The following is a 23,740-nucleotide window of genomic DNA, read 5'->3' as shown; positions in this document are numbered from 1 at the left end:
GCTTCCGCCTTAGCGTCAGTGTCGGGCAAGCTGTTTTGCATCAGGCACCACCTTGTCGAGAATCTTCGCCGAGGCTAGCACCGCCGGCAGACCGGCCCCCGGATGGGTGCCGGCACCGACGAGATAAAGGCCGTCAACATCTTCGCTGCGATTTTGCGGCCGGAAATACGCACTTTGCGTCAGGACCGGCTCCAGCCCGAACCCGGCGCCGTACGGCGACAGCAAGGTGTCGCGGAAATGCAGCGGCGTCACCATGCGCGAGGTCACCACCGAATTCTTCAGCCCCGGCAACAGGGTGTGCTCGAGCCGGTCCTCGATGGCGCGGCGGTAGGGCTCGGCCGCGGCGGTCCAATCGACGTCGCTTTGCAGGTTCGGCACCGGGGATAGCACGTAGAAGCTATCGCAGCCTGCCGGGGCCATCGACGGGTCGGTGGCGGTCGGGCGATAGAGGTAGAGGCTGAAGTCAGGCGCCAGCACCTTCTTCACGAAGATGTCCCGGATCAGCTCGCGGTAGAGCGGACCCATCAGGATGGTGTGATGGGGCACCTCGGGCCATTGCCGGCTCGTCCCGAAATACCACACGAACAGGCTCATCGAATACTTGGCCCGATCGAGCTTGCGGTCGTTCCAGCGCCGCCGCACGTGGGCCGGCAGGAGACGGCGATAGGTGAAGGCGGAATCGGCGTTCGACACCACGATGTCGGCCGCGATGGTCTTGCCCGAGGCGAGCCTGACGCCGGTGGCGCGCCGGCCGTTTAGCGTGATTTCCGTCACGTCCTCATTGAACCGCAGCACGCCGCCCTGCTCGCGGATCAGATCGGCGAGGCCATCGGCGATCTTGCTGGTGCCGCCGAGGGCGTAATGGACGCCCCAGTGCTTTTCCAGAAAGGTGATGAGGCAGTAGAACGCGCTGGCAGCGAACGGATTGCCGCCGATGAACAGCGGATGAAACGACAGCGCCTGACGCAGGCGCTCGTCCTTCACGAAGCGCGACACCAAGCCGTAGACGGTACGATAGCCCTCGAACCGGATCAGTTCGTTCATGATGATCGACATATCCCAGATCGTGCGAAACGGGATGTCGTGAACCTTCTGATAGACGTCGCGGAAGATTCCCTCGCTCCGCGTCATGTAGCGATCCCAGCCGGCAAGGTCGTTCGGAGCCATCTTGGCGACCTGGGCGCGCACCTTGTCGGTGTCCTGGCTGGCATCGAATGTCGAGCCGTCGGCAAAGATGACGCGATAGAACGGGTCCATCGCCACCAACGGCACGTGATCGGACATCTTCTTGCCGCACAGCTCCCACAGCTCTTCGAACATCTGCGGCGCGGTGACGATGGTCGGCCCGGCATCGAAGGTGTAGCCATCCTGCTGGAAGCCACGGCCGCGCCCCCCCGGCCCGGCCAGCCGATCGACCACCGTGACGCGATAACCGCGCGCGCCGAGGCGCACCGCCGCACCAAGGCCGCCGAAACCGGCGCCGATCACCACCGCGTGGGGGCGGGAATCGGTCTCGACGGCGAGTTGCTGAAGATTGGGGGCGATCGTCACAAGGAGTCTCCTTGCTGTGTCACGGGCCGGTTGGCGGGGCGGGTTATCGTTGTCGTTGACGGCGCGAACGCCCCACGGGAGCAAGCATCCTCCGGGCCAAGACGCAATCCGTGATCAACCGGCGTGACGGCTGTAAAAGCGCCCGGACCGGCGCGCCGAACCGCCCGGGCCAGCGCCGTGATCGGGCCGTCACGCCCCCAGGATGCCGGCAAGGCGCGCCTCCTGGATGATGACGTCGGCGACCTCCGGCGGACGCTCCTCGTGCGCGAGGTGGCCAAGACCCTTGAGCGGAATCACCTTGGCCTGCGGCCACATCGTCGCTGCGACCTCGACCGCCTCGTCCGGCTGGACCGTGCGGTCGTTGCACCCGACCACCAGGGTGATCGGCGTGCTCAGCTTGGGCAGTTCGCGCACCAACGGCGCCAGGTTCCAGCGCGCCATCATGCCGAGCGCGCCGGCGACGTGACCGGAGTTCTGGAACAGGCGGGCGTAGAGCTCGAGTGATTTGGCGTCGATGTTCGAGCCGGTCGAGACGATCACCTTCTCGACCTTCTCCGGGTCCGCGCTCCAGGCGTAGATGTACGCCATCAGCGGATTGCGGAAGAACATCTGCGCCACCGGAATCAACACCTGCCCGGCCAGGCCGCGGAACGGCATCACCGCGGCATTGATGCCGATGATCAGACGTGGATCGATCAGGCGGTCGAGCGTCATGCGCGCGACCGCCGCGACGCCGGCGGAATGGCCGACGCAGATCGCCGGCTTGAAATCCATCACCTGCAACAGCTCGGCCATTGCATGGGCCATGCCGGGGATCGACAGCCGGCTGGTCCGCGGCAATTCGCTGAAGCCGTGGCCCGGCAGGTCCGGCGCGACCACGGTGAAATGCTTGGCGAGCAACGGCAACAGCCCACCCCAGGAATGGGTGGCAGCCCCGGTGCCATGCACCAATAGCAGCGCCGGCCCCTCGCCCATCTTCTGGACGTGCCAACGGAAGCCGGCAGCTTGGATGAAGTGGCTGGCGTGCCGATTGGGCCAGTCGAGGCCGTCGCGTTGCCACTCCAGCCTGCTCATCTTGGCGGTGCCCCGTTGCGCTGGGCCGGCAGCACGGTGGCGCGCACCGCCGCCGAGATCGCGCCGGCGTCGGCGTAGGGCAGCGCGACGTACATCGCCCCCATCTCGCTCGCGAGCTTCCTGGCGCGCGGCTCGGCGTGGGGCGAATTGTCGACCAGCAGCGCGGTGAAATTGGCCGCGCGCACCATCTTGGCCGCCGCCAGCGCGTCCTCGTCGGCCTTGGCCCGGCCGGGCGTGCCGTCGCGGGCGATGTTGCCGCGGCCGTCGGTGAGAAACACGATGGTCGGGGTCTGGCCCCGGCGCCGAATGTCCTCGGCCAGCAGCGCCGCCGAGATGATGCCGGCCGCGAGCGGCGTGCCACCGCCGCCGGGCAGCGCGGCAAGGCAGCGCTTGGCACGGAACAGCGAGCGGGTCGGCGGCAACAGCAGCTCGGCGTCCTTGCCGCGGAACGCCAGCATCGCCACCTGGTCGCGCCGCACGTAGCAGTCAGCGAGCAGCAGCTCGACCGCCCCCTTGGCTTCGGCGAGGCGGTTGAGCGCCGTCGATCCGGACGCGTCGACCACGAAGATGGTGGTGGTCTCAGAGCGGTGCTTGTAGCGGGTGACGCGGAAATCGTCGCGCCGTACCTCCACCCGCGGCTGGACCCGCTTGCCCTTGCCGGGCTGCGGCGGAACACGCCCGGGCTCCTCGCGCCGCAACTTCTGCCACGGCGCGGCGGACCGCAGCGTCTCCACCACGTTGATGCGCACGCCCGCGCGGGGATCGCCTCGCCGACTGCCGATCGGCCGGCCGCGCAGCTTGGACTGGTGCAGCTCGCCGGCCTTGCCGGACGAGCGCTGGCGCTGGCGGCCGCCGAACATCTTCAGTTGCAGCAGCAGGCCGTCCGGGATCGCCGCCTTGGCCGCTTCGAGGATCAGGTCCTCCAGCGGCTGGACGTCGGCCTCCTCCTCCTCGCCCTGGTCGGGCGGCTCGGGCTCGTCATCGTCGGGCTGGTCCGGCGGCGGCGGCTCCTCGATCTGCGGCAGCCGGGTGGCGCGGGCGCCGAACACCAGCCGCGCCGCCAGCGCGGCGTCCTCCGGCCCGATGGCGTCGCGCTCATCCAGCGCGGCGGAGGCGCGGGCGGCGGCGAGCGCCAGCAGCGGCGCCCGGATCGAATCGATGCCGAGCTGGACGGCGACGCCGACCAGCGCCTCGATCACATCCTCACCCACCGCGACCGACGACAGCCGGGCGCGGGCCTCGGCGATGTCCTCGGGCTCGTAAATCTGCTCGATGGCGTCGCGGGTGCCGACCGCGCTCAAATCGAGCCGCACGCCGAGCCGGTCGAGCAGCGCGCCCGGCGGCCGCTCGTCGGGGGTGAGGCCCTCGTCGAGCGCGATGACGCCGAAGCGGGTATCGAAGCGCAGGGCAAGGCCGTCGCGCTCCAGCACCACCTCGCCGGTGTCGAGCGCCGCCGCCAGCCGCGCCGCGGTGCCGCCCGCCATGCGCTCGGCCATCGCCGCAATCAGCACACCGCCGTCGACGTCGACCAGCAGGCCCTGCTCGGCCACCGGCCGGCCGGCCGACAGCGTCGCGGCAAGGTCGAGCCCGCCGAGCAGGCGGGAGTCGGTGATGTGCAGCGGCAGCCGGCGCACCGGCACGGTATCCGGCAGCAGCTCGCGCACGTGCTCCAGCCAGCGGTCCCGCACCGGCCCGGCGTGGGCGCGGAGCACGATGCCGACCAGGCCGGCCGGATCGACCGCGAACAGCGCCGCGGCTCTGACCGCGTCGACCCATGGCGGGATGCTGGCTGCCGGCTCCGTCATTCCCCGAACATCTCCGTCACAGCGCGCTCGACGCGCACGGTCGAGCCGACCTCGTCCAGCGGATTGCGGCGCAGGCGGTGGCGCAGCGCCGAGGGCGCGACGCGCTTGAGCTGATCGTCGGTGACCTCGCCCGCGCCATCGAGCGCGGCCAGCGCCCGCGCGGCGCGGATCAGCGTCAGCTCGCCGCGCAGGCCGTCGGTGCCCAGCGACATGCACAGCGTTGCCGCGCGCTCCAGCGCGGCGTCGGGCACCTTGACCTCCGGCAGCCGCTCGCGGGCGGTGGAGAGCTTCTTGCGAACCTTCTCGTCCTGCTTCTTCCAGTGGGCGACATAGCCCTCCGGATCGTGCTCGAACGCATCGCGCCGGCGCACCACCTCGATGCGGGTCTTGATGTCCCCCGGCGTCCTGACTTCGACCGAGAGGCCGAAGCGGTCCAGCAGCTGCGGGCGCAGCTCGCCCTCTTCCGGGTTGCCCGAGCCGATCAGCACGAAACGCGCCGGGTGCCGGATCGACAGGCCCTCGCGCTCGACCACGTTCTCGCCGGAGGCGGCGACGTCGAGCAGAAGGTCGACCAGGTGGTCCTCGAGCAGGTTGACCTCATCGATGTAGAGGAAGCCGCGGTGGGCCCGCGCGAGCAGGCCCGGCTCGAACGCCTTCTCGCCCTTGGCCAGCGCGCGCTCCAGATCCAGCGCCCCGACCACGCGATCCTCGGTGGCGCCGAGCGGCAGATCGACCACCGGCACCTGCACCTGCTTGGATTTCAGCGTCTCGCCGTTCGCCACCCGCTCGCGGCAGGAATAGCAATAATTGGCCTCGTTCGCCGGGTCGCAGCCATAGGGGCAGCCGACGATGGCCTTCATCTTGGGAAGCAACGCCGCCAGGGCGCGGACGGCGGTAGACTTGCCGGTGCCGCGATCGCCGAAGGCAAGAACGCCGCCGACCGACGGGTCGACCGCGGCGATCAGGAGGGCGAGCTTCATCTCCTCCTGGCCAACGATGGCGGTAAAAGGAAACACGACGCGCATGATCACTCCGTGAGGCGCGGACGCCGAGCTTAAGGGTTGGGCTGAACCGCCTGCGGTGTGGACGTCAAGACGGCATCAATCAAGTCCGGAATGCACACCGTTCCGCCCGCCGCAACGGGTTCTCCCCTGCCGGGGCGGCTGCAGCATGGTGTGTCGCGCTCATCACGCAGAACCGGCATCCGAACCTTGCTTAAACGCTTCAACGGTCGTGAGACAAGGCGGCACCGGGCGCCAGCGGCGCCCCGCCGAGGCCGGGTGAGGACCGCTCGCCGGCGTGACGCAAGCGGGAGGGGAGACGGAAACGGACAAATTCCTCGACACCGTCGAGCACGTCGATCTCGACCGGCCTCAGCATCTTCAGCCGCGCCACCACCGCATCGACCAACTTGTCCGGAGTGGAGGGACCGGCGGCGAGGCCGACCGCGGTGAGCCCATCGATGTTGCCGTGCTCGATCGCGCCGGCGTTTTCGACCAGCCGGGTCGGCACGCCGCTGGCGGCGACAATCTCGAGCAGGCGGCGGGTGGTGACCGCGGACCCCGAACCGACCACGAACACCGCATCGACCCGGCGGGCGAGCTTGAGGGCCGCCCTCTCGCGGTCGTGGACCGCCGAGCAGGCGTCGCCGTCCTGGGTGGCCAGGCGCGGGAAGCGATGTTTGAGCGCGGCCACGATGTCCACGGTGTCGAGACCGCCGAGCGTGGTCTGCAGCAGGTAGGCGACGCGGGCGGGATCGGCCACCTCCAGCCGCTCGACGTCGGCGAGGTGGGACACGACATGGACACGGCCGGGAATGCGGCTGGCGATGGCGTCGACCTCGTCGTCGCCGGCGCGGCCGACCACCACCACGTCGTAGCCGCGGTCGGCCAGCCGGCGGGCTTCCTTGTGGAGCTTCAGCACCAGCGGACAGGTGGCGTCGATGACGTCGTGGCCGCGGCGCTCGCAGTCGTGCTCGGCCTCCTCGGCCACGCCGTGGGCGCCAAACACCACCACGGCGCCGTCCGGAACGGCGGAAAGGTCGTCGACGAACACCGCGCCGCGCGCCTGCAACTCGTCGACGGCATGGCGATCATGAATGATTTCGTGGCGGGCATAGACCGGCGGGCCGTACACCACGAGCGCGCGCTCAATGGTCTCGACCGCTCGACGAACGCCGGCGCAGACGCCGCACGGCTTCGCCACCACAACCCGAAGGGGTGTCCCTCTCCCCGGCATGACGGCACGCATGCTCCTGGTTTTTTGAACACTTAGCATGTGTCAGGCTACCGCGTCACCCTACATGTCGCGCGCGCTTGACAGCATCCGGTTTCGCGCGACCGGTCCCGTTGCGGGAGGGAATGTCTTACACCCCCGCCACCTTGGGCAGGAAGCGATGGCCCTCGGTGGCGAGGTAGTCGCACAGCGCCTCAGCCGCCGGCATCAGCCGCTTGGCCAGGGGCCGCACCACGAACCATTTGCGCCACAGCGGCAGGCCCTCGACCGGCAGGGCCGTAAGCCGACCGTCGGCGAGTTCGGTTGCAACGGTATGGCCGGAGATGACGGCGAGGCCGAGCCCGGCCATCACCGCCTGCTTGATGGTCTCGTTCGAGCCGATCTCCATGCCGATGCGCGGGCTGACGTCGGCATCGCGGAAGAACTGCTCCATCAGCGTGCGGGTGCCCGAGCCGACCTCCCGCGTCAGCATCGGATAGGGCTTGAGATCGGCGGGCTTCAATGGTCCGCGCCCGACCAGGGCGTGGTCGGGCGAGGCCACGATGAGGTGGGGGTGGTCGCCGATCAGCGCACTCGCCACCGCGACGTCCTCGGGCGGCCGGCCCATGACGGTGACATCGAGCGCGCCCTCCTCGAACCTGGCGACGATCTCGCCGCGGTTGCCGATCACCAGTTCGGTCTCGACGCCGGGATGCCGCCGCGCGAACGCCGCCAGCGCGAACGGCGCGAAATATTTCGCGGTCGACACCACGCCGAGCACGACGCGGCCGCCCTCCAGCGTCTTCAGCGCCCGCACCGCCGACTCGCAGTCGGACAGCGCGAGATCGACGCGGCGGGCGCAGGCGTTGAGCTCCTGCCCCGCCGCGGTGAGGCGGAGGCCGCGGGCGTCGCGCTCGAACAACGGCAGCCCGACCTCGGCCTCGAGCGCCTTCATCTGCATGGTGACCGCCGGCGCGGTGACGCCGCTGGCCTCGGCGGCGGCGGCGAAGCTGCCGGTGCGGGCGGCGGCGGCGAGCAGGCGTAGCTGTTTGAGCGTGGCGTGGCGCATGACATTCCGAGTCGGACTCTTGTGGCTCTCTCGTCATGGCCGGGCTTGTCCCGGCCATCTACGTCTTTGCTCCCAAAGGATTTCAAGACGTGGATGCCCGCGCCAAGCGCGGGCATGACGAAGAGCATGGCGATGATCGTCGCAGCTTCCCAGCCGACGACATTCAGCAAAACTTAACATGACAATTAGCGAATTCAAATTTACTAATGTCCGGAACTGCCCTTAGATGCGCGCCATCGCAAGGGAACACCACATGCCGCATGACACCGCCACGCCCGCCGCCATCAAGGACGCCAAGAGCCGCTACAAGGCCGGCGTCTTGAAATACGCCCAGATGGGCTATTGGGACGGCGACTACGTGCCGAAGGACACCGACCTTCTGGCGCTGTTCCGCGTCACCCCGCAGGATGGAGTCGACCCGATCGAGGCCGGTGCCGCCGTCGCCGGCGAGAGCTCCACGGCGACGTGGACGGTGGTGTGGACCGACCGGCTGACCGCCTGCGACACCTACCGCGCCAAGTGCTACAAAGTGGACCCGGTTCCGGGACAACCGGGCCAATATTTCGTCTACGTCGCCTACGATCTGGTGCTGTTCGAGGAAGGCTCGATCGCCAACCTCACCGCCTCGATCATCGGCAACGTGTTCTCGTTCAAGCCGGTCAAGGCCGCGCGCCTCGAGGACATGCGGCTTCCGGTTGCTTATGTGAAGACCTTCAAGGGTCCGCCGACCGGCATCGTGGTCGAACGCGAGCGGCTCGACAAGTTCGGCCGGCCGCTGCTCGGCGCCACCACCAAGCCCAAGCTCGGCTTGTCGGGCAAAAACTATGGCCGGGTGGTCTATGAGGCGCTGAAGGGCGGGCTCGACTTCGTCAAGGACGACGAGAACATCAATTCCCAGCCGTTCATGCACTGGCGCGACCGCTTCCTCTACTGCATGGAGGCGGTGAACAAGGCCCAGGCCGCCACCGGCGAGGTGAAGGGGCACTACCTCAACATCACCGCCGGCACCATGGAGGAGATGTACCGCAGAGCCGAATTCGCCAAGGATCTCGGCTCGGTGATCGTGATGGTCGACCTCGTGGTCGGCTGGACCGCGATCCAGTCGATCGCCGAATGGGCCCGCGCCAACGACATGCTGGTCCACATGCACCGCGCCGGCCACGGCACCTACACCCGCCAGAAGAACCACGGCGTGTCGTTCCGCGTCATCGCCAAGTGGCTGCGCCTCGCCGGCGTCGACCACCTCCACGCCGGCACCGCGGTCGGCAAGCTGGAAGGTGACCCCAAGATGGTGCAGGGCTATTATAAAGTCTGTCGCGACCGCAAAAGCGAGGTCGACCTCGAGCGCGGGCTGTTCTTCGAGCAGGACTGGGCCGACATCCGCCCGGTGATGCCGGTGGCCTCCGGCGGCATCCATGCCGGCCAGATGCACCAGCTGCTCGATTTGTTCGGCGACGACGTGGTGCTGCAGTTCGGCGGCGGCACCATCGGCCACCCGATGGGCATCGAGGCCGGCGCCACCGCCAACCGCGTCGCGCTGGAGACCATGGTGCTGGCCCGCAACGAGGGCCGTGACATCCGCACCGAGGGGCCTGAGATCCTGGTCGAGGCCGCAAAATGGTGCCAGCCGCTGCGGGCCGCGCTCGACACCTGGGGCGAGGTCACCTTCGACTACACCTCGACCGACACGTCGGACTTCGTGCCGACCGCCAGCGTCGCCTGAGACGGGAGGACAACATGCGCGTGACCCAGGGTGCCTTTTCGTTCCTGCCCGACCTCACCGACGACCAGATCAAGAAGCAGGTCGCCTGGTGCCTCGACCAGGAGTGGGCGGTGTCGATCGAGTTCACCGACGACCCCCACCCCCGCAACACCTATTGGGAGATGTGGGGCAACCCGATGTTCGATCTCCAGGATCCTGCGGGGGTGATGCAGGAGCTGGCGGCGTGCCGCGCCGCCCACCCCGACCACTACATCCGCCTCAACGCCTTCGATTCCAGCCGCGGCTGGGAGGCGGTGCGGATGTCCTTCATCGTACAGCGCCCCAAGGTCGAGCCGACCTTCCGCCTGGAGCGCACCGAGGTCGAAGGCCGCACCCAGCGCTATACGCTAGTGACGGTGCGCTGACGTCAAAGATTGCCCCGCGAGCCCCGGCACCCCCGCGCCGGGGTTTCCCCCTTCTCGGAGAGCCCGATGAACGTGCCCGCGTCCCCGCCGCCGTCCGAGACCGCCCCCGCGGTCGACCTCAAGGCGATGTATCGCGACACCGACATCGGCTCGCTGCTGGCTGATCTCGACCGTGAACTGGTGGGGCTGAAGCCGGTCAAGGACCGCATCCGCGAGATTGCCGCCTTCCTGCTGGTCGCCCGCGCCCGCGAGAATCTCGGGCTCGCCTCGGCGCCGCCGACGCTGCACATGGCGTTCACCGGCAATCCCGGCACCGGCAAGACCACCGTCGCGTTGCGCATGGCCGGCATTCTCCACCGCCTCGGCTACGTGCGCAAAGGTCACCTCGTCTCCGTCACGCGCGACGATCTGGTCGGCCAGTATATCGGCCACACCGCCCCCAAGACCAAGGAAGTGCTCAAGCGCGCCATGGGCGGCGTGCTGTTCATCGACGAGGCCTATTATCTCTACCGCCCGGAGAACGAGAAGGATTACGGCCAAGAGGCCATCGAAATCCTGCTCCAGGTGATGGAGAATCAGCGTGATGACTTGGTGGTGATCCTCGCCGGCTATGCCGACCGCATGAACACCTTCTTTTCGGCCAATCCGGGTTTCCGCTCACGCATTGCCCACCACATCGATTTTCCGGACTATTCCGACGCCGAATTGCTGCGGATCGCCGAGACCATGGCCACCGCCGAAGGCTACCGCTTCGACGATGCCGCCAAGGCCGCTTTGACCGACTATATCGCGCGGCGGCGAACCCAGCCCAACTTTGCCAATGCACGCTCGATCCGCAACGCCTTCGACCGGGCGCGGCTACGCCAGGCGGTGCGGCTGTTCGATACCGACACGCCGGTCGGCCGCGACGACCTGATGACGATTTCGGCCGCCGAAATCCTGGCAAGCCGGATAATGAAGTGACAATAACAACACCAAGACGCTGACCGAGACGTTGACCAACGCAGTTGGTCAAGACGCTTGGGGGGACCTAGGGACGGCCGATGACACAGACGCCACACGCCAAACCTCTACTTGAGGACTATCTCAACGCCTGGGCGGGGAACGACCCGTTGCGAACGGCGGTCGCGGACACTGTCGCCGCGCTGGCGCGGGCGACCGCGGAGATTTCCGGGCTGGTTGCCCAGGGGCCACTCGCCGGCGACCTCGCCGCGGCCCGCATCGACAAGGGCGGCGGCGATGCCCAAAAAGAACTCGACGTCATCACCAACAGCCTGATCCAGCGTCATCTCACCAGCGCCCCGGTCGCCGCGCTCGCTTCCGAAGAAGCCGACGTGCCGGAGGCCCTCACCAAGGGTGCGCCGCTGATCGTCGCCATCGACCCGCTCGACGGCTCCTCCAACATCGACACCAACACCTCGATCGGCACCATCTTCTCGGTCTTGCCGGCGCCGGCAAACGTCGATCCCGCTTTATCCGAGGCGTTCCTGCAGCCGGGTCGCGCCCAACTTGCCGCCGGCTATGCCATCTACGGCCCCAACACCGCACTGGTGCTGACCGTCGGCCAGGGCACGGCGATGTTCGTGCTCGACCCTGCCACCCGTCGCTACGTGCTGGTGTTCGACCGCATGGAGGTGCCGCCGGACGCCCGCGAGTTCGCCATCAACATGTCGAACTACCGGCACTGGGATGAGCCGATCCGGCTCTATATCGACGATCTGCTGAAGGGCCAGGACGGTCCGCGCGACGTCGATTACAACATGCGCTGGCTGGCGGCGATGGTGGCGGAGGCCCACCGCATCCTGATCCGCGGCGGCGTCTATCTCTACCCGTCCGACGCCCGCAAAGGCTACATCTCCGGCCGGCTGCGGCTGATCTACGAGGGCAACCCGATCGCGTTCCTGATGGAACAGGCTGGCGGCGCCGCCTCCAACGGCAGTTCGCCCATTTTGGACCTCAAGCCGACCTCGCTGCACCAGCGCGTGCCGCTAGTATTTGGCTCGAGCGAGAAGGTTCAGCGCGTCGCCCGATACGTCGCAGCGCCCGAATCGATCGCCGCGCGGTCGCCGTTGTTCGCCAAGCGCGGTCTGTTCCGATCCTGACCGACCGGGCCGGGGTGGGTCGTCCGCGGCAGCGGGACCCGGTTTGCAAAAGAAAGCCCAACGAAACAATCGCTTGTGGCGTCCCGCCGCTCAAGGAACGCCTCAGCCCTTGTGATCCTCCCGTTCGTTTGGATGCGAGAAAGCCATGTCCCGCAAGCACCCGATCATTGCCGTGACCGGCTCGTCCGGCGCCGGCACCACTTCGGTGAAACGCACCTTCGAGCAGATCTTCCGCCGCGAGGGCGTCACCGCCGCCTTCGTCGAGGGCGATTCCTTCCACCGCTACGACCGCTTCGAGATGCGCGAGCGCATCGCGGAGGAGGCCAAGAAGGGCAACAGGAACTACAGCCACTTCTCGCCCGAAACCAATCTGCTCAAGGAGTTGGAGCAGCTGTTCGCCGAATATAGCCGCAGCGGCCACGGCCGGGTTCGGCGTTACGTCCACGACGCCGAAGAGCAGCAACTCTACGGCGTCGAGCCTGGCAACTTCACGCCATGGCAGGACATCACCGGCGAAACCGATCTGTTGTTCTATGAGGGACTGCACGGCGCGGTGATGACCGAGGAGGTCAACGTCGCCCAGCACGTCGACCTCAAGATCGGCGTGGTGCCGGTGATCAATCTGGAATGGATCCAGAAACTCCACCGCGACAAGGCCACCCGCGGCTATTCCACCGAGACGGTGACCGACACCATCCTGCGACGCATGCCAGACTATGTGCACTACATCTGCCCGCAGTTCACCGAGACCGACATCAACTTCCAGCGCGCACCGACGGTCGATACCTCCAACCCCTTCGTGGCGCGGTGGATTCCGACCGCGGACGAGTCGATCGTGGTGATCCGGTTCAAGAATCCCCGCGGCATCGATTTCCCCTATTTGTTGTCGATGATCGACGGCAGCTGGATGAGCCGCGCCAATTCCATTGTCATTCCCGGCGGCAAGCTGGATATCGCCATGCAGTTGATCCTGACGCCGATGATCCTGAAGCTGATCGAGATGAAGCGCCGGGCACTTTGAGGAAGCGCAGCATGAACCAAGTCCAGAAGATCACCTCCGCCACCAGCCTGACCTGGCCGGTGACCGCGGCGCTGCGCGCGCTCGCCATCGATGCGGTCGAGGCCGCCAAATCCGGCCACCCCGGCGCGCCGATGGGCATGGCCGAGATCGCTGCCGTGCTGTGGCGCCAGCACCTCCGCCACGACCCCGCCGACCCGACTTGGCCCGACCGCGACCGCTTCGTGCTGTCGAACGGCCACGCCTCGATGCTGATCTACGGCCTGCTCCATCTCACCGGCTACGACCTGCCGCTCAGCGAGCTGAAGCGCTTCCGCCAGATGCACGCCAAGACGCCGGGCCATCCCGAGGTCGGCGTCACCGTCGGCGTCGAGACCACCACCGGCCCGCTCGGCCAGGGCTTCGCCAATGCCGTCGGCATGGCGATTGCGGAGAAAACGCTGGCCGCCCAGTTCAATCGCCCCGGGCACACCGTCGTCGACCACCGCACCTTCGTGTTCCTCGGCGATGGCTGCCTGATGGAGGGCATCAGCCACGAGGCCGCCTCGCTCGCCGGACGCCTGGGGCTCGGCAAGCTGGTCGCGCTCTATGACGACAACGGCATCTCGATCGACGGCAAGGTCGAGGAGTGGTTCGCCGACGACACCCCGGCGCGGTTCGAGGCCTATGGCTGGCACGTGGTGCGCGATGTCGACGGCCACGACCCCGCCGCCATCGATGCCGCCATCACCGTTGCACTCGGCGTCGGCAAGCCCAGCCTGATCTGCTGCAAAACAGTGATCGGCCGCGGCGCCCCCACCAAACAGGGCACCGAGAACTCGCATGGCGCCCCGCTCGGCCCGGATGAAGCGGCCAAGGCCAAGGCGGCATTCGGCTGGAGCCACCCGCCGTTCGTGGTGCCAGACGACGTTTACGCCCAATGGAACCAGCGCGCCCGCGGCGCCGGCTTGCACGCCGACTGGACCCAGCGCTTCGAAGCCTACCGCGCGGCCTTCCCCGAGCTCGCCGCCGAGTTCGAGCGCCGCATCAACGGCGATTTGCCGGCAACCTTTCCGGCCGCGACCGCGCACGCATTGGCCGAGGCCAAGGCCGCCGGCAACGTCGCCAGCCGCAAGGCCGGCCAGGTGGCGCTGTCGGCGTACGCGCCGGACCTGCCCGAGTTGCTCGGCGGCTCGGCCGACCTCACCCACTCCAACCTCACCAATTTCAAGGGCTCAACTCCGATCACCCGCGACGCGGCCGGCAACACCATCCTGTTCGGCGTGCGTGAGTTCGGCATGAGCGCGATTGCCAACGGCATCGCGCTGCACGGCGGCTTCATCCCCTTCGTCGCCACCTTCCTGGTGTTCTCCGACTACGCCCGCAACGCCATCCGCATGAGCGCGCTGATGGGGCAGCGGGTGGTCTACGTCTTCACCCACGATTCGATCGCGCTTGGCGAGGACGGCCCCACCCACCAGCCGGTCGAGCACGTCGAAAGCCTGCGGCTGATCCCCAATCTCGACGTCTGGCGGCCGGCCGATGCGGTCGAGACCGCGTTCGCCTGGCGGGCGGCGCTGGTTCGCAAGGACGGCCCGACCGCCATCGTCCTGTCGCGCCAGACCCTGCCGGCCCAGCCGCGCGAGGCGGCGACGGAAGCTGCAATCGCCAACGGCGGCTACGTGCTGTCGGAGCCCGCGGCCAAGCCGGCGGCGGTGTTGGTCGCCACCGGCTCGGAGGTGGCGCTCGCCACCGCCGCCCGCGACCTGCTCGCCGCCGACAACATTGCGGTGCGGGTGGTGTCGATGCCCTGCCGCGAGGCATTCGAGCGGCTCGGCACCGCCGAGCAGGCCACGGTGATCGACCGCGCGATCCCGCACGTCGCAGTCGAAGCCGGGGTGACCCGCGGCTGGCGGGCGGTGGTCGGTTTCGGCGGCGACGTCGTCGGGCTCGACCGCTTCGGCGAGTCGGCGCCGGAGAAGGACCTGCTGGCCCATTTCGGCTTCACGCCGCAGCGGATCGCCGATACCGTCAAAGCCCTATTGGCTCGCTGACCTCGCCCAAGGGGTTTGACCTTTTTCAGGAGACTTGAACATGGCCCTCGTATCGCTGCGCCAGTTGCTCGACCACGCCGCCGAGCACGGCTATGGCCTGCCGGCCTTCAACGTCAACAACATGGAGCAGGTCCGCGCCATCATGGAGGGTGCGAGAGCCGTCCAGGCGCCGGTGATCCTTCAGGCCTCTGCCGGCGCCCGCAAATATGCCGGCGAGCACTTCCTGCGGCACCTGATTCTCGCCGCCGTCGAGTCCTATCCTGAGATTCCGATCGTGATGCACCAGGACCATGGCGCCTCGCCGGCAGTGTGCGTCTCGGCCATCCGCAACGGCTTCACCTCGGTGATGATGGACGGCTCGCTGAGGGACGACGGCAAGACCCCGGCCGACCACGCCTATAACGCCGCCGTCACCGGCAAGGTGGTCGAGATCGCCCACTCCATCGGCGTCTCGGTCGAGGGCGAGCTCGGCGTGCTCGGCTCGCTGGAGACCATGAAGGGCGACAAGGAGGACGGCCACGGCGCCGAGGGCACCATGACCCGCGAGCAGCTATTGACCGACCCCGAGGAGGCCGCCCGCTTCGTCGCCGAGACCCAGGTCGATGCCCTCGCCATCGCCATCGGCACCTCGCACGGCGCCTACAAATTCAGCCGCAAGCCGACCGGCGACATCCTTGCCATCGACCGCATCAAGGAGATCCACGCCCGCATCCCGAATACGCACCTCGTGATGCACGGCTCGTCCTCGGTGCCGCAGGAACTGCTGGCCGAGATCCGCGAGTTCGGCGGCGACATGAAGGAGACCTACGGCGTGCCGGTCGAGGAGATCGTCCAGGGCATCAAGTACGGCGTGCGCAAGGTCAATATCGACACCGACATCCGCCTTGCCATGACCGCGGCGGTGCGCCGGGTGTTCGCCAAGAACCCGTCGGAATTCGACCCGCGCAAGTACCTCGCCGTCGCCCAGGATGCCGCCAAGAAGGTCGTCATCGCCCGGCTTGAGGCGTTCGGCGCCGCCGGCCAGGCCGGCAACATCAAGCCGATCGAGCTCGACGAGATGGCCGCGCGATACAAGAAGGGCGAGCTGAAGCAGGTGGTGACCGACGGAAAGGCCGCCGCATGAGCATGGTGATCGCGCCGTCGATCCTGTCGGCCGATTTTGCGCGGCTCGGCGAGGAGGTGAACACCGTCCTCGCCGGCGGCGCCGACTGGATCCACTTCGACGTGATGGATGGCCACTACGTCCCGAACCTCACCATCGGACCGCCGGTGCTGGCCTCGCTGCGCAAGGTGACCACGGCGCCGATCGACGTCCACCTGATGGTCGAGCCGGTTGACCTGCTGGTGGAGATGTTCGCCAATGCCGGCGCCAATCTCATCAGCTTCCACCCCGAAGCCAGCCGCCACGTCGACCGCACCGTCGAGTTGATCCGCTCCAAGGGCTGCCAGGCCGGCCTGGTGCTCAACCCGGCCACGCCGTTGTCGGTGCTCGACTGGGTATTGCCCAAGCTCGACCTGGTTCTGCTGATGACCGTCAACCCCGGCTTCGGCGGACAGGCCTTCATCGAAGGCATGCTGCCGAAGATCGCCGCCACACGGCGGCTGATCGAGGAGTCGGGCCGCGACATCCGGCTTCAGGTCGATGGCGGGGTGACGGTGAAGAACATCGGCCGGGTTGCCAAGGCCGGCGCCGATACCTTTGTCGCCGGCAGCGCGATTTTCGGCTCGTCCGACTATGCCGCCACCATCAAGGCGATGCGGGCCGAGATCGATGCCGCGTTTCAGGTCGCCGCCTAAGTTCGCGCCGGCCACCGTCGATGCCCCCGGCGCCAGCGGCGACCGGGGGTTTTTATGCGGTTTCCCCGGCGGCGCGGCACGCTCCGTCTTCAAGCAGGCAACCGCTTCTACGGTGTCCGAATGAACCCGCGGTGATCGGGCACATCCTCGCCGATAATACCAGTGGCCCTGAGGAGCGACCTTTCGCGGCCTCATGCTGAGGAGGCTGCGAAGCAGCCGTCTCGAAGCATGGGCCGAAGGCCGCCGTCAGCGTCGCCTTATCCTTCGAGACGCGGTCTTGCGACCGCTCCTCAGGATGAGGCGAGCCGACGTCGACCAAAGGTCAAACGTAAAGGCCGTTGGTATAATTCATTGATGAATTGAGTCTTTTGCCGACGATCAACGTGTTGCGTGGCCTGATCGGCCGGGCGCCGCGTCGGCGCTTTCGCAAACAGCGCCAGCGCAATCTCGCTCGATCCGCCGCCGGTCAATGTCCGGCCCCTCCGGCCTCCCGCCGGCCAAGCTCCGCCGGACGCGCGGCGCAGCCGACGAATGCCTCCTGCAGCCGAGTGCCGTCGAGCGCGCGCCCGACCGCGACCACGCGCGGGTGGTGGCGTGGCCTGCCGCCCGCGTCGAACTCGACCGCAGACACCCCCTCAAGGTCAAATCGGATCCAGCCGCCGCCGGATCTGACGATGCCGTCCACGCTCTCGATCTCGCCGTAGCTGCCATTGCTGATGGCATCGAGCAATTCCCGCAGCCGAACCGAATCGCAGTCGAGATCGAGCGGAATGCTCCAGGCCCGAAGCTGCGGCGTCGTCCCGTCGGGCGCGTGGTCCTGGCTGGCTTCCCGAACCAGCGGGCAAGCCTCGCACAGCGTCGGCCAAGCCTGCGGGCCGGTGCGCAGGTTCTCGTGCGTTCGCAGCCCCCACCGCCACAGCACGGCGACCGGCAGCGGCACCACCAGGAACCAGTGCTCGATCACCGCGAGCCCCGACAGCGTCGACAGCAGCGAATAGGCCGCCGCTGGAAACGGCGCGGACGTCACCGCATTATGCACGAGGTAGGTCGTGAACAATGTCGACGCCGTCACCGTGAACGGGAACAGCATGTTCATCGGCCGGCGGACGAAATAGGTCTTCAGGTATTCCAGGTGCGTCGGCAGAAACTCTTCGGACAGGTTGGGAACGCCGAGGAAGATGTTGAACTTGGTCGAGAGCCGCATCAGCCACAGCACGAAGAACGTTACTGTCCCGACCTGGTTTGGCGCTCCCCAGGTCACCGCCACCACCAGCGCCGCCGACGCCAGAATCGCCAGCTCGTGGTGGAGAATCGTACGGGTGGCGAGGGAAAACCGCGCCCATCCGGTGACCGCCGGCGGACAGGGCGCGCGCACCGGACCGGTGGCGTATCCCATCAGGAACGCCATCTCGTTCCAGGCCCACACCATCAGCCCGCACGAGAAGCCAGCGTAGGCCCCGAACGGCGTCACGTCATAGGACGTCGCCCAGACGCCATGCAATGCCCCGGCCAGCAGCGCGGTGGCGCCGGCCATGCTCCACTTGAAGGTCCACCGCGGCAGACCGTCGAGAAAAAGTATCGCGCCCGTGCTAAACCACCACAAGAACAGGGCGTAGAGCACGGCAATGCCGTAGTCGGCCATGGGCGCCTCCCCTCTACTGGGCGGGCGCCTGGCGGACCCGATGAGGCGGCGGGTTCGGAAGGATCGGAACGATCACGCGACTGCCGATGCTTGCGCCCGCGGACCGCCGATCATGGACATGGACACCGCGCCGAGTGACCGACGCGGCGGCGCAAAAGTCGGCGGCCGTGAGGCCGGATGGTATCGCTGAACCATCCTCCGAGGTCGAAACGCTCATTGCGTCGCCTCTCCCGCCTTGCCTTCCTGGGATTTGAGGAACCGGGTGAACTGGGCGATGTTGGTCGGCCCGAACGCGTTGAGGACGAAGTCACGTCCGGTTGAAAGATCGGTCAGCGTCAGGCGACCATCGGAAAACAGCGACAGGCGATAAGGCTTGTCACTACCGTCGCCGGCGACCTTGCGCTCATGAGCAAACGCACGAACCATGCCGCGCAAAAAGCCCCATTTGTCGCCCTCGAGCAGATAGATGCGATCCGTGCTCACCGCGTCGAACACCGCGATGTGGCCCTCGTCGTTGGTCTCAAACCGCAGATCGCGGGTTTCAACCACCGTGCGCGGCTGCGCATCAGGCGGAACGCCGATATCACCCCTCAGGTGGGGGCCGAACACGAGCACCGCGACAACGGCCACCGCCGCTGCGAACCCCAGCAGGGTTCGCAGCGAAAGCCGATTCCGAGGCTGGGGGGGCGTTCCGTCCACGGCTCACTCCTAACGGTTTACTTATTGACCGAGGCCGACTTCGGCTGGTCCGTCTCGATCTCGGTCGCGGTCGCCTCGTTCGGCGCAGCCGCCTCGGCGGTACCGGCTGCGGCCGGCGCCGCGTGTCCCGCGCCGTCGTTGCCGCCGAACCACGCCTCGTCCTTGGCATGCTGCTCGGCGCGCGCGGCGGCGGCGGCACTCATTGCGTTGGCGAGGATTTCAGAAACCTTCGCGGCATCGGGAATGCACCGCAGCATCGGCTCGGGGCGCTCGAAACGCCACGGCCGCACGTACGGCCACATCGCGACGTAGTTGACGGTGCTGCTCGGGCTCAGCGTCAGCGGAATGTCGCCGGTGCCGTCGGAATAAAGCCGGAGGGCAGCGCGTTCGATCGCCTTGAACGGCAAATTGAACGTCATCTGCAGCACCACGCCGCACTGGATGATGACCCGACGGGTGGTGATGGTGATCACCGTGCTCCGTGTGGTGGCCCAAGCGGCGAGCAGGAAGACGCCGACCGCAACCGCACCGCCCGTGAACAGCCAGCTCACGGTGAGGGTAAGTGCCTTGGTCGTCTCCGAACCATAGCCGGCAAGCAGGGCCCAGACGATCAGCAGCGCAAAATACGCTGCGACCGCCCGTACATGGAACGCTTGTACAGCGAGGCGCCGCCACTGCGGCGCCCCCTGCCAGAGCATGTCCTCGCCTGCCGGGAGTGGACCCGGCAGGCCAGGAGCATACTCACCTTCGAAATCGTCGTGGCTCACAGCAACGATTCCGCACGCTCCGGCGTCGCGTAGAGCAGACCGCCAGCGTAGTAGGCCGACACCTTGTCTTCTTCGCGCAGCGTGATCTGGTCGCGGCTCTGCAGACGCGGCACGTTGGCGAACTGCTCGGACAGGATCGACGTCACGACGATCTTGTCCTTCTTGACGTCGCAGAAGCCGAGCGGGATCAGCGCGGTGCGGGCGCTGCCGGCCACCGAGAGCTCGAGGTAGCGGAAATAGTGCTCCGAGCGGTCGACCCAGAGGTCGGTAACCGTACCAGCCTCGACGCCGTCAGCGGCAACCACCGGCAGGCCACGCGGATCGACGTCGCCTTCCGCGATCGAGAAGTCGGTCGCAACGCGCAGCGGGACGATCTTGGCCTTGCCGTCAACCGTGGCGTCGACCACTTCCGCACGCTCGGCATACGAAGCCGGGCCGACGGCGTCGACCAGCGGATTGCCGGTCGGCTGCAGCGGGGCGCCTTCGAAGCCGTCGGTCTGCGCGAGCTTCAGTTCGCGGGTTTCCGGACGACGACGCGGAACCGTGACGGTGCCGCCGTGCGGGAGCACGAACGTCTTGGGATAGGGCAGCTCGTAGACCTGGCCGTCTTCCGGCGCCAGCTTGACGAGACCAAGCGGCTCGACCAGCGGGTAGCCTTCGCGACGGTCCTCACGGCGGAGGTACAGCAGGACAACCGTCCAGATGACCAGCCACTGCGCGTACCATACGAGTTGTGCGATGTCTAAATGTTGAGCGAGAGCGCCGTGATACATAAGAACCTCCGTGGGCAGAAAACTGTCTAGCCGGGGAATTCGGCAAGACCAAACGAGGAATCCCGACGAGAACGGTGCTGGCCATGGGATTTTACCAGCGGTCCGATCACGACGAGCGCGGCGAACAGCAGGAGCAGTTCGATGGAATAGACGAACTCATAACCGGCGAGCGGGCTGTTCATCGCCGGGCCGAGCAGCCCGAGGGAAGCGAACTCGGATACCACGTCACGTAGCGCGCCGCCTAGAGCGATTGCCCCACCAGCGGCAGTGGCTTGGACCGCACCCCAGGCCCCGAGCGCGAGCCCATTTTGCTCGGCATCGAGACCCATGGCAAAGGTCAAGGTGCCCACTGAGAACAGACCGCCGGCGAAACCGATCAGCGCAACGCCGATACGGAACAGCAGCGGTAGCTCCAGCGGGCCGGCGAGAATGACGACGATAAACGCCGCCACACCGATCAGCATGCCGAATCTGGCAAGCCGACACGGATCCATTCCGCGGCCGAGCAGACGGGCGGCGAGCCCAAAGGCAACCAGAGATCCAGCTGCCATCAGCGCGGTCAGCGCGGTCGTCGCCGAAACCGACAGGCCGAGGATTTCCCCGCCATACGGCTCCAGCACGATATCCTGCATGTTGAACGCCGCCGTTCCCAGGCCAAGGGCGACCAGGAAGCGAGCAGCGTGTGTCTGTTTGACGAAGCCACGCCACACCTCGCCGAACGGCGGCTCGACGATGGCGACGCGCTTGGAGTTGCGCGGCTCCTGGCCCCACAACGCAATCAGGTTCAGCACCAGCGACACCACGGCGAGGCCCTGGATCACCTGGATCAGCCGCAGCACGCTGAAGTCCTGCAGCAGCAGGCCATATCCGAACGCGCCGACCAGCATGCCAACCAGCAGCATGACGTACATCATCGCCACCACGCGGGGCCGCGATTGTTCCGACGCACGGTCAGTGGCGAGCGCAAGACCTGCGGTCTGCACCGTCTGCATGCCAGCACCGACTGCCAGAAATGACAGTGCTCCGCCAACGTGGCCGACCCACACCGGCCCCACCGCGTCGCCCGACATGATCATCAGCGCCCACGGCATGAAGGCAAAGCCGCCGAACTGAAGCATGGTGCCGAACCAGATGAACGGCACCCGCTTCCAGCCCAGCGACGACCGGTAATGGTCCGACTTGAAGCCGATGATGGCGCGGAACGGCGCGACCAGCAGCGGGATCGCGATCATCGCCGCCACCAGCCAGGCGCCCATGCCCAGCTCGACGATCATCACCCGGTTCAGCGTTCCCACCAACATGGCGGTCGCCATGCCGACGGTGAACTGGAACAGCGACAGCCGAAGCAGCCGGCCGAACGGCAGATCCACCGAGGCCGCGTCCGCGAACGGCATCAGCTGGGAGGTGAACTTGCTCCAGAACTGGACGGCCGGCAGTTCCGGGTTCGGCGGGGTCTCGTTACTCATGAGCGGACGAGCTCCATGGCCTCGGAAATGTAGAAGCCACTGGTGACGCGCTGCAAGCGCCCGGGCCGCCATCCGGCCAGCACCGGCTCGGCCGCGACCAGCCGCGCGAGTTCGGCCGCGGTCACCGGCACGATTGCCGGCGCGCGGTCGCCACGCGGGAACAGGCGGCCGATCAGGTGCATCAGGGTCAGAAGCGGGGTGCGAGGTGCAAAGGTGAACAGGATCGAGCTCGAGGTGCGCGGGGCGATGCCGGCCAGAACCCGGATAATGTCCGCCGCCTCGTAATGGATCAGTGAATCCATCGCCACGACATGGTCGAAACGGCCGAGGTCGGGGTCGAGCATGTCGCCGACGCGGAAATCGATCGAGCCGGCGCCGAGGTCTTTCGGCAGCCGCTCGGCGGCGAGGCCGACCAGGGTCGGCGACAGGTCGATCGCCACCACATCGGCGCCGCGCCGCGCCGCTTCGACCGACAGCGCGCCGGTGCCACAGCCGGCGTCCAGCAGCCGCCGGCCGGCGAGGTCCGCCGGCAACCAGGACAGCAGCGTGGCGCGCATGCGATCGCGCCCGGCACGTACGGTCGCGCGGACGCCGCTGACCGGCGCGTCGGACGTCAGCTTGGACCACGCCTCGACCGCGGTGCGGTCGAAGTAGGTCTCAAGCTCGCCTCGGCGCTCCTGGTACGACGCGGTTCCCATCAATCAAACCCCAGAAGATCGAAAATCTCGCGATCCCTCAGCGGCTTCACGACCAGAGGGTCGACGCCGGCATAAAGCGTCTCCGCGAGTTGCAGGTATTCGTTCTGCACGGCCACCACCTCCGGCGTCGACTCCATTTCGAACAGAGTCGCCTTCTTTAACCGGCTCTGGCGGATGACGTCGAGGGCGGGAATGCGCGCACGGGTCTTGAGACCCACAGCTGCGTTGAACTTTTCGATCTGGTCGATATCGACCGACCGGTTGGCGATCACGCCGCCGAGCCGGACCGGATAGTTCTTCGACTTCGCCTGGATCGCGGCGACGATGCGGTTCATCGCGAAAATCGAGTCGAAATCGTTGGCCGCGACGATCAGCGCGCGCTCGGAGTGCTGCAACGGCGTGGCGAAGCCGCCGCACACCACATCGCCCAGCACGTCGAACAACACCACGTCGGTGTCCTCGAGCAGATGATGCTCCTTCAGGAGCTTGACGGTCTGGCCGACGACATAGCCGCCGCAGCCGGTGCCGGCGGGCGGGCCGCCGGCCTCCACGCACATCACGCCGTTATAGCCCTCGAAGACGTAGTCTTCCGGACGCAGTTCCTCGGGGTGGAAATCCACACTTTCGAGGATGTCGATCACCGTCGGCACCAGCCGCTTGGTGAGCGTGAAGGTCGAATCGTGCTTGGGATCGCAGCCGATCTGCAGCACCCGCTTGCCGAGCTTGGAGAACGCGACGGACAGGTTGGACGACGTGGTCGACTTCCCGATACCGCCCTTGCCATAGATCGAGAAAATCTTCGCCGTGCCAAGGCTCAGGCGCTGGTCCATATGAACCTGCACGCTGCCCTCGCCGTCCGGCCGCCGGGATCCACTATCGATTAGGGTAACGGGCTTCACCATAGT

General features: G+C 67.2%; 22 protein-coding genes. 9 read left to right on the top strand and 13 right to left on the bottom strand.

What is annotated here, in order from left to right:
• Positions 1–15: 15 nt before the first annotated feature.
• The 6 genes from crtI to BVIR_RS02885 all read right to left on the bottom strand — a co-directional run bounded on the left by crtI (position 16) and on the right by BVIR_RS02885 (position 7,713).
• Positions 16–1,551, bottom strand: coding sequence for a phytoene desaturase family protein (gene crtI, locus BVIR_RS02910; protein WP_055036357.1), 1,536 nt, complete (start codon positions 1,549–1,551; stop codon positions 16–18).
• Positions 1,552–1,740: 189 nt separating this feature from the next.
• Entirely contained in the window at positions 1,741–2,625 is an 885-nt protein-coding gene (bchO, locus tag BVIR_RS02905) for an alpha/beta fold hydrolase BchO (protein ID WP_055036356.1), read from the bottom strand.
• Positions 2,622–4,430 carry a magnesium chelatase subunit D gene (locus BVIR_RS02900; protein ID WP_055036355.1) on the bottom strand — a complete coding sequence of 603 codons (1,809 nt, stop codon included), beginning with the start codon at positions 4,428–4,430 and terminating at the stop codon, positions 2,622–2,624. The genes bchO and BVIR_RS02900 overlap by 4 nt, the downstream gene beginning before the upstream one ends.
• Positions 4,427–5,455 (bottom strand): magnesium chelatase ATPase subunit I, encoded by a 1,029-nt coding sequence (gene bchI, locus BVIR_RS02895; protein ID WP_055038633.1) that lies wholly within the window; start codon positions 5,453–5,455, stop codon positions 4,427–4,429. Before bchI ends, BVIR_RS02900 begins: the two co-directional genes overlap by 4 nt.
• A gap of 199 nt (positions 5,456–5,654) precedes the next feature.
• Complete coding sequence (gene ispH, locus BVIR_RS02890; protein WP_169788573.1) at positions 5,655–6,635, bottom strand: 4-hydroxy-3-methylbut-2-enyl diphosphate reductase; 981 nt, start codon at positions 6,633–6,635, stop codon at positions 5,655–5,657.
• Between the two features lie 160 nt (positions 6,636–6,795).
• Entirely contained in the window at positions 6,796–7,713 is a 918-nt protein-coding gene (locus BVIR_RS02885; RefSeq protein WP_055036353.1) for a LysR family transcriptional regulator, read from the bottom strand.
• 35 nt (positions 7,714–7,748) lie between these two features.
• Between BVIR_RS02885 and BVIR_RS16605 the strand changes: the two genes are divergently transcribed.
• The 9 genes from BVIR_RS16605 (at position 7,749) to rpe (ending at position 16,790) form a co-directional block, all read left to right on the top strand.
• Complete coding sequence (locus BVIR_RS16605) at positions 7,749–7,895, top strand: hypothetical protein (protein WP_156331023.1); 147 nt, start codon at positions 7,749–7,751, stop codon at positions 7,893–7,895.
• 71 nt (positions 7,896–7,966) lie between these two features.
• Positions 7,967–9,436, top strand: a complete 1,470-nt coding sequence (locus BVIR_RS02880) for a form I ribulose bisphosphate carboxylase large subunit (RefSeq protein ID WP_055036352.1) — start codon at positions 7,967–7,969, stop codon at positions 9,434–9,436.
• A gap of 14 nt (positions 9,437–9,450) precedes the next feature.
• Positions 9,451–9,840 (top strand): ribulose bisphosphate carboxylase small subunit, encoded by a 390-nt coding sequence (locus BVIR_RS02875; protein WP_055036351.1) that lies wholly within the window; start codon positions 9,451–9,453, stop codon positions 9,838–9,840.
• A gap of 66 nt (positions 9,841–9,906) precedes the next feature.
• Positions 9,907–10,803 (top strand): CbbX protein, encoded by an 897-nt coding sequence (gene cbbX / locus BVIR_RS02870; RefSeq protein WP_055036350.1) that lies wholly within the window; start codon positions 9,907–9,909, stop codon positions 10,801–10,803.
• A gap of 80 nt (positions 10,804–10,883) precedes the next feature.
• Positions 10,884–11,942: a class 1 fructose-bisphosphatase gene (locus BVIR_RS02865; protein ID WP_055036349.1), complete on the top strand. Its 1,059-nt coding sequence runs from the start codon at positions 10,884–10,886 to the stop codon at positions 11,940–11,942.
• Between the two features lie 145 nt (positions 11,943–12,087).
• Positions 12,088–12,963: a phosphoribulokinase gene (locus BVIR_RS02860; RefSeq protein WP_055036348.1), complete on the top strand. Its 876-nt coding sequence runs from the start codon at positions 12,088–12,090 to the stop codon at positions 12,961–12,963.
• A gap of 11 nt (positions 12,964–12,974) precedes the next feature.
• On the top strand, positions 12,975–14,993 hold the full coding sequence (gene tkt, locus BVIR_RS02855; protein ID WP_055036347.1) for a transketolase: 2,019 nt from the start codon (positions 12,975–12,977) through the stop codon (positions 14,991–14,993).
• A 40-nt stretch (positions 14,994–15,033) separates the two neighbouring features.
• Positions 15,034–16,116 carry a class II fructose-bisphosphate aldolase gene (gene fba / locus BVIR_RS02850; protein WP_055036346.1) on the top strand — a complete coding sequence of 361 codons (1,083 nt, stop codon included), beginning with the start codon at positions 15,034–15,036 and terminating at the stop codon, positions 16,114–16,116.
• Positions 16,113–16,790 (top strand): ribulose-phosphate 3-epimerase, encoded by a 678-nt coding sequence (rpe, locus tag BVIR_RS02845; RefSeq protein WP_055036345.1) that lies wholly within the window; start codon positions 16,113–16,115, stop codon positions 16,788–16,790. Before fba ends, rpe begins: the two co-directional genes overlap by 4 nt.
• A gap of 466 nt (positions 16,791–17,256) precedes the next feature.
• On the opposite strand, the gene puhE is transcribed toward rpe, so the two are convergent.
• The 7 genes from puhE to bchL all read right to left on the bottom strand — a co-directional run bounded on the left by puhE (position 17,257) and on the right by bchL (position 23,737).
• Complete coding sequence (gene puhE / locus BVIR_RS02840; RefSeq protein WP_055036344.1) at positions 17,257–18,432, bottom strand: putative photosynthetic complex assembly protein PuhE; 1,176 nt, start codon at positions 18,430–18,432, stop codon at positions 17,257–17,259.
• A gap of 213 nt (positions 18,433–18,645) precedes the next feature.
• Positions 18,646–19,131 carry a photosynthetic complex assembly protein PuhC gene (gene puhC / locus BVIR_RS02835; RefSeq protein WP_082416604.1) on the bottom strand — a complete coding sequence of 162 codons (486 nt, stop codon included), beginning with the start codon at positions 19,129–19,131 and terminating at the stop codon, positions 18,646–18,648.
• Positions 19,132–19,148: 17 nt separating this feature from the next.
• Positions 19,149–19,898 carry a photosynthetic complex putative assembly protein PuhB gene (gene puhB / locus BVIR_RS02830; RefSeq protein ID WP_197604389.1) on the bottom strand — a complete coding sequence of 250 codons (750 nt, stop codon included), beginning with the start codon at positions 19,896–19,898 and terminating at the stop codon, positions 19,149–19,151.
• Complete coding sequence (puhA, locus tag BVIR_RS02825) at positions 19,895–20,671, bottom strand: photosynthetic reaction center subunit H (RefSeq protein WP_055036342.1); 777 nt, start codon at positions 20,669–20,671, stop codon at positions 19,895–19,897. The genes puhB and puhA overlap by 4 nt, the downstream gene beginning before the upstream one ends.
• A gap of 26 nt (positions 20,672–20,697) precedes the next feature.
• Positions 20,698–22,137 (bottom strand): BCD family MFS transporter, encoded by a 1,440-nt coding sequence (locus tag BVIR_RS02820; RefSeq protein WP_055036341.1) that lies wholly within the window; start codon positions 22,135–22,137, stop codon positions 20,698–20,700.
• Positions 22,134–22,835, bottom strand: a complete 702-nt coding sequence (gene bchM, locus BVIR_RS02815; RefSeq protein WP_055036340.1) for a magnesium protoporphyrin IX methyltransferase — start codon at positions 22,833–22,835, stop codon at positions 22,134–22,136. Before bchM ends, BVIR_RS02820 begins: the two co-directional genes overlap by 4 nt.
• A complete protein-coding gene (bchL, locus tag BVIR_RS02810) occupies positions 22,835–23,737 on the bottom strand; it encodes a ferredoxin:protochlorophyllide reductase (ATP-dependent) iron-sulfur ATP-binding protein (protein WP_055036339.1) in 903 nt (300 codons plus the stop codon). Before bchL ends, bchM begins: the two co-directional genes overlap by 1 nt.
• Positions 23,738–23,740 lie beyond the last annotated feature (3 nt).

This window comes from Blastochloris viridis, from assembly GCF_001402875.1.
In the GTDB taxonomy this organism is placed as follows: domain Bacteria; phylum Pseudomonadota; class Alphaproteobacteria; order Rhizobiales; family Xanthobacteraceae; genus Blastochloris; species Blastochloris viridis.
The sequence above is the reverse complement of the archived record's forward strand: the minus strand, read 5'-3'. Positions and strand labels throughout refer to the sequence as shown.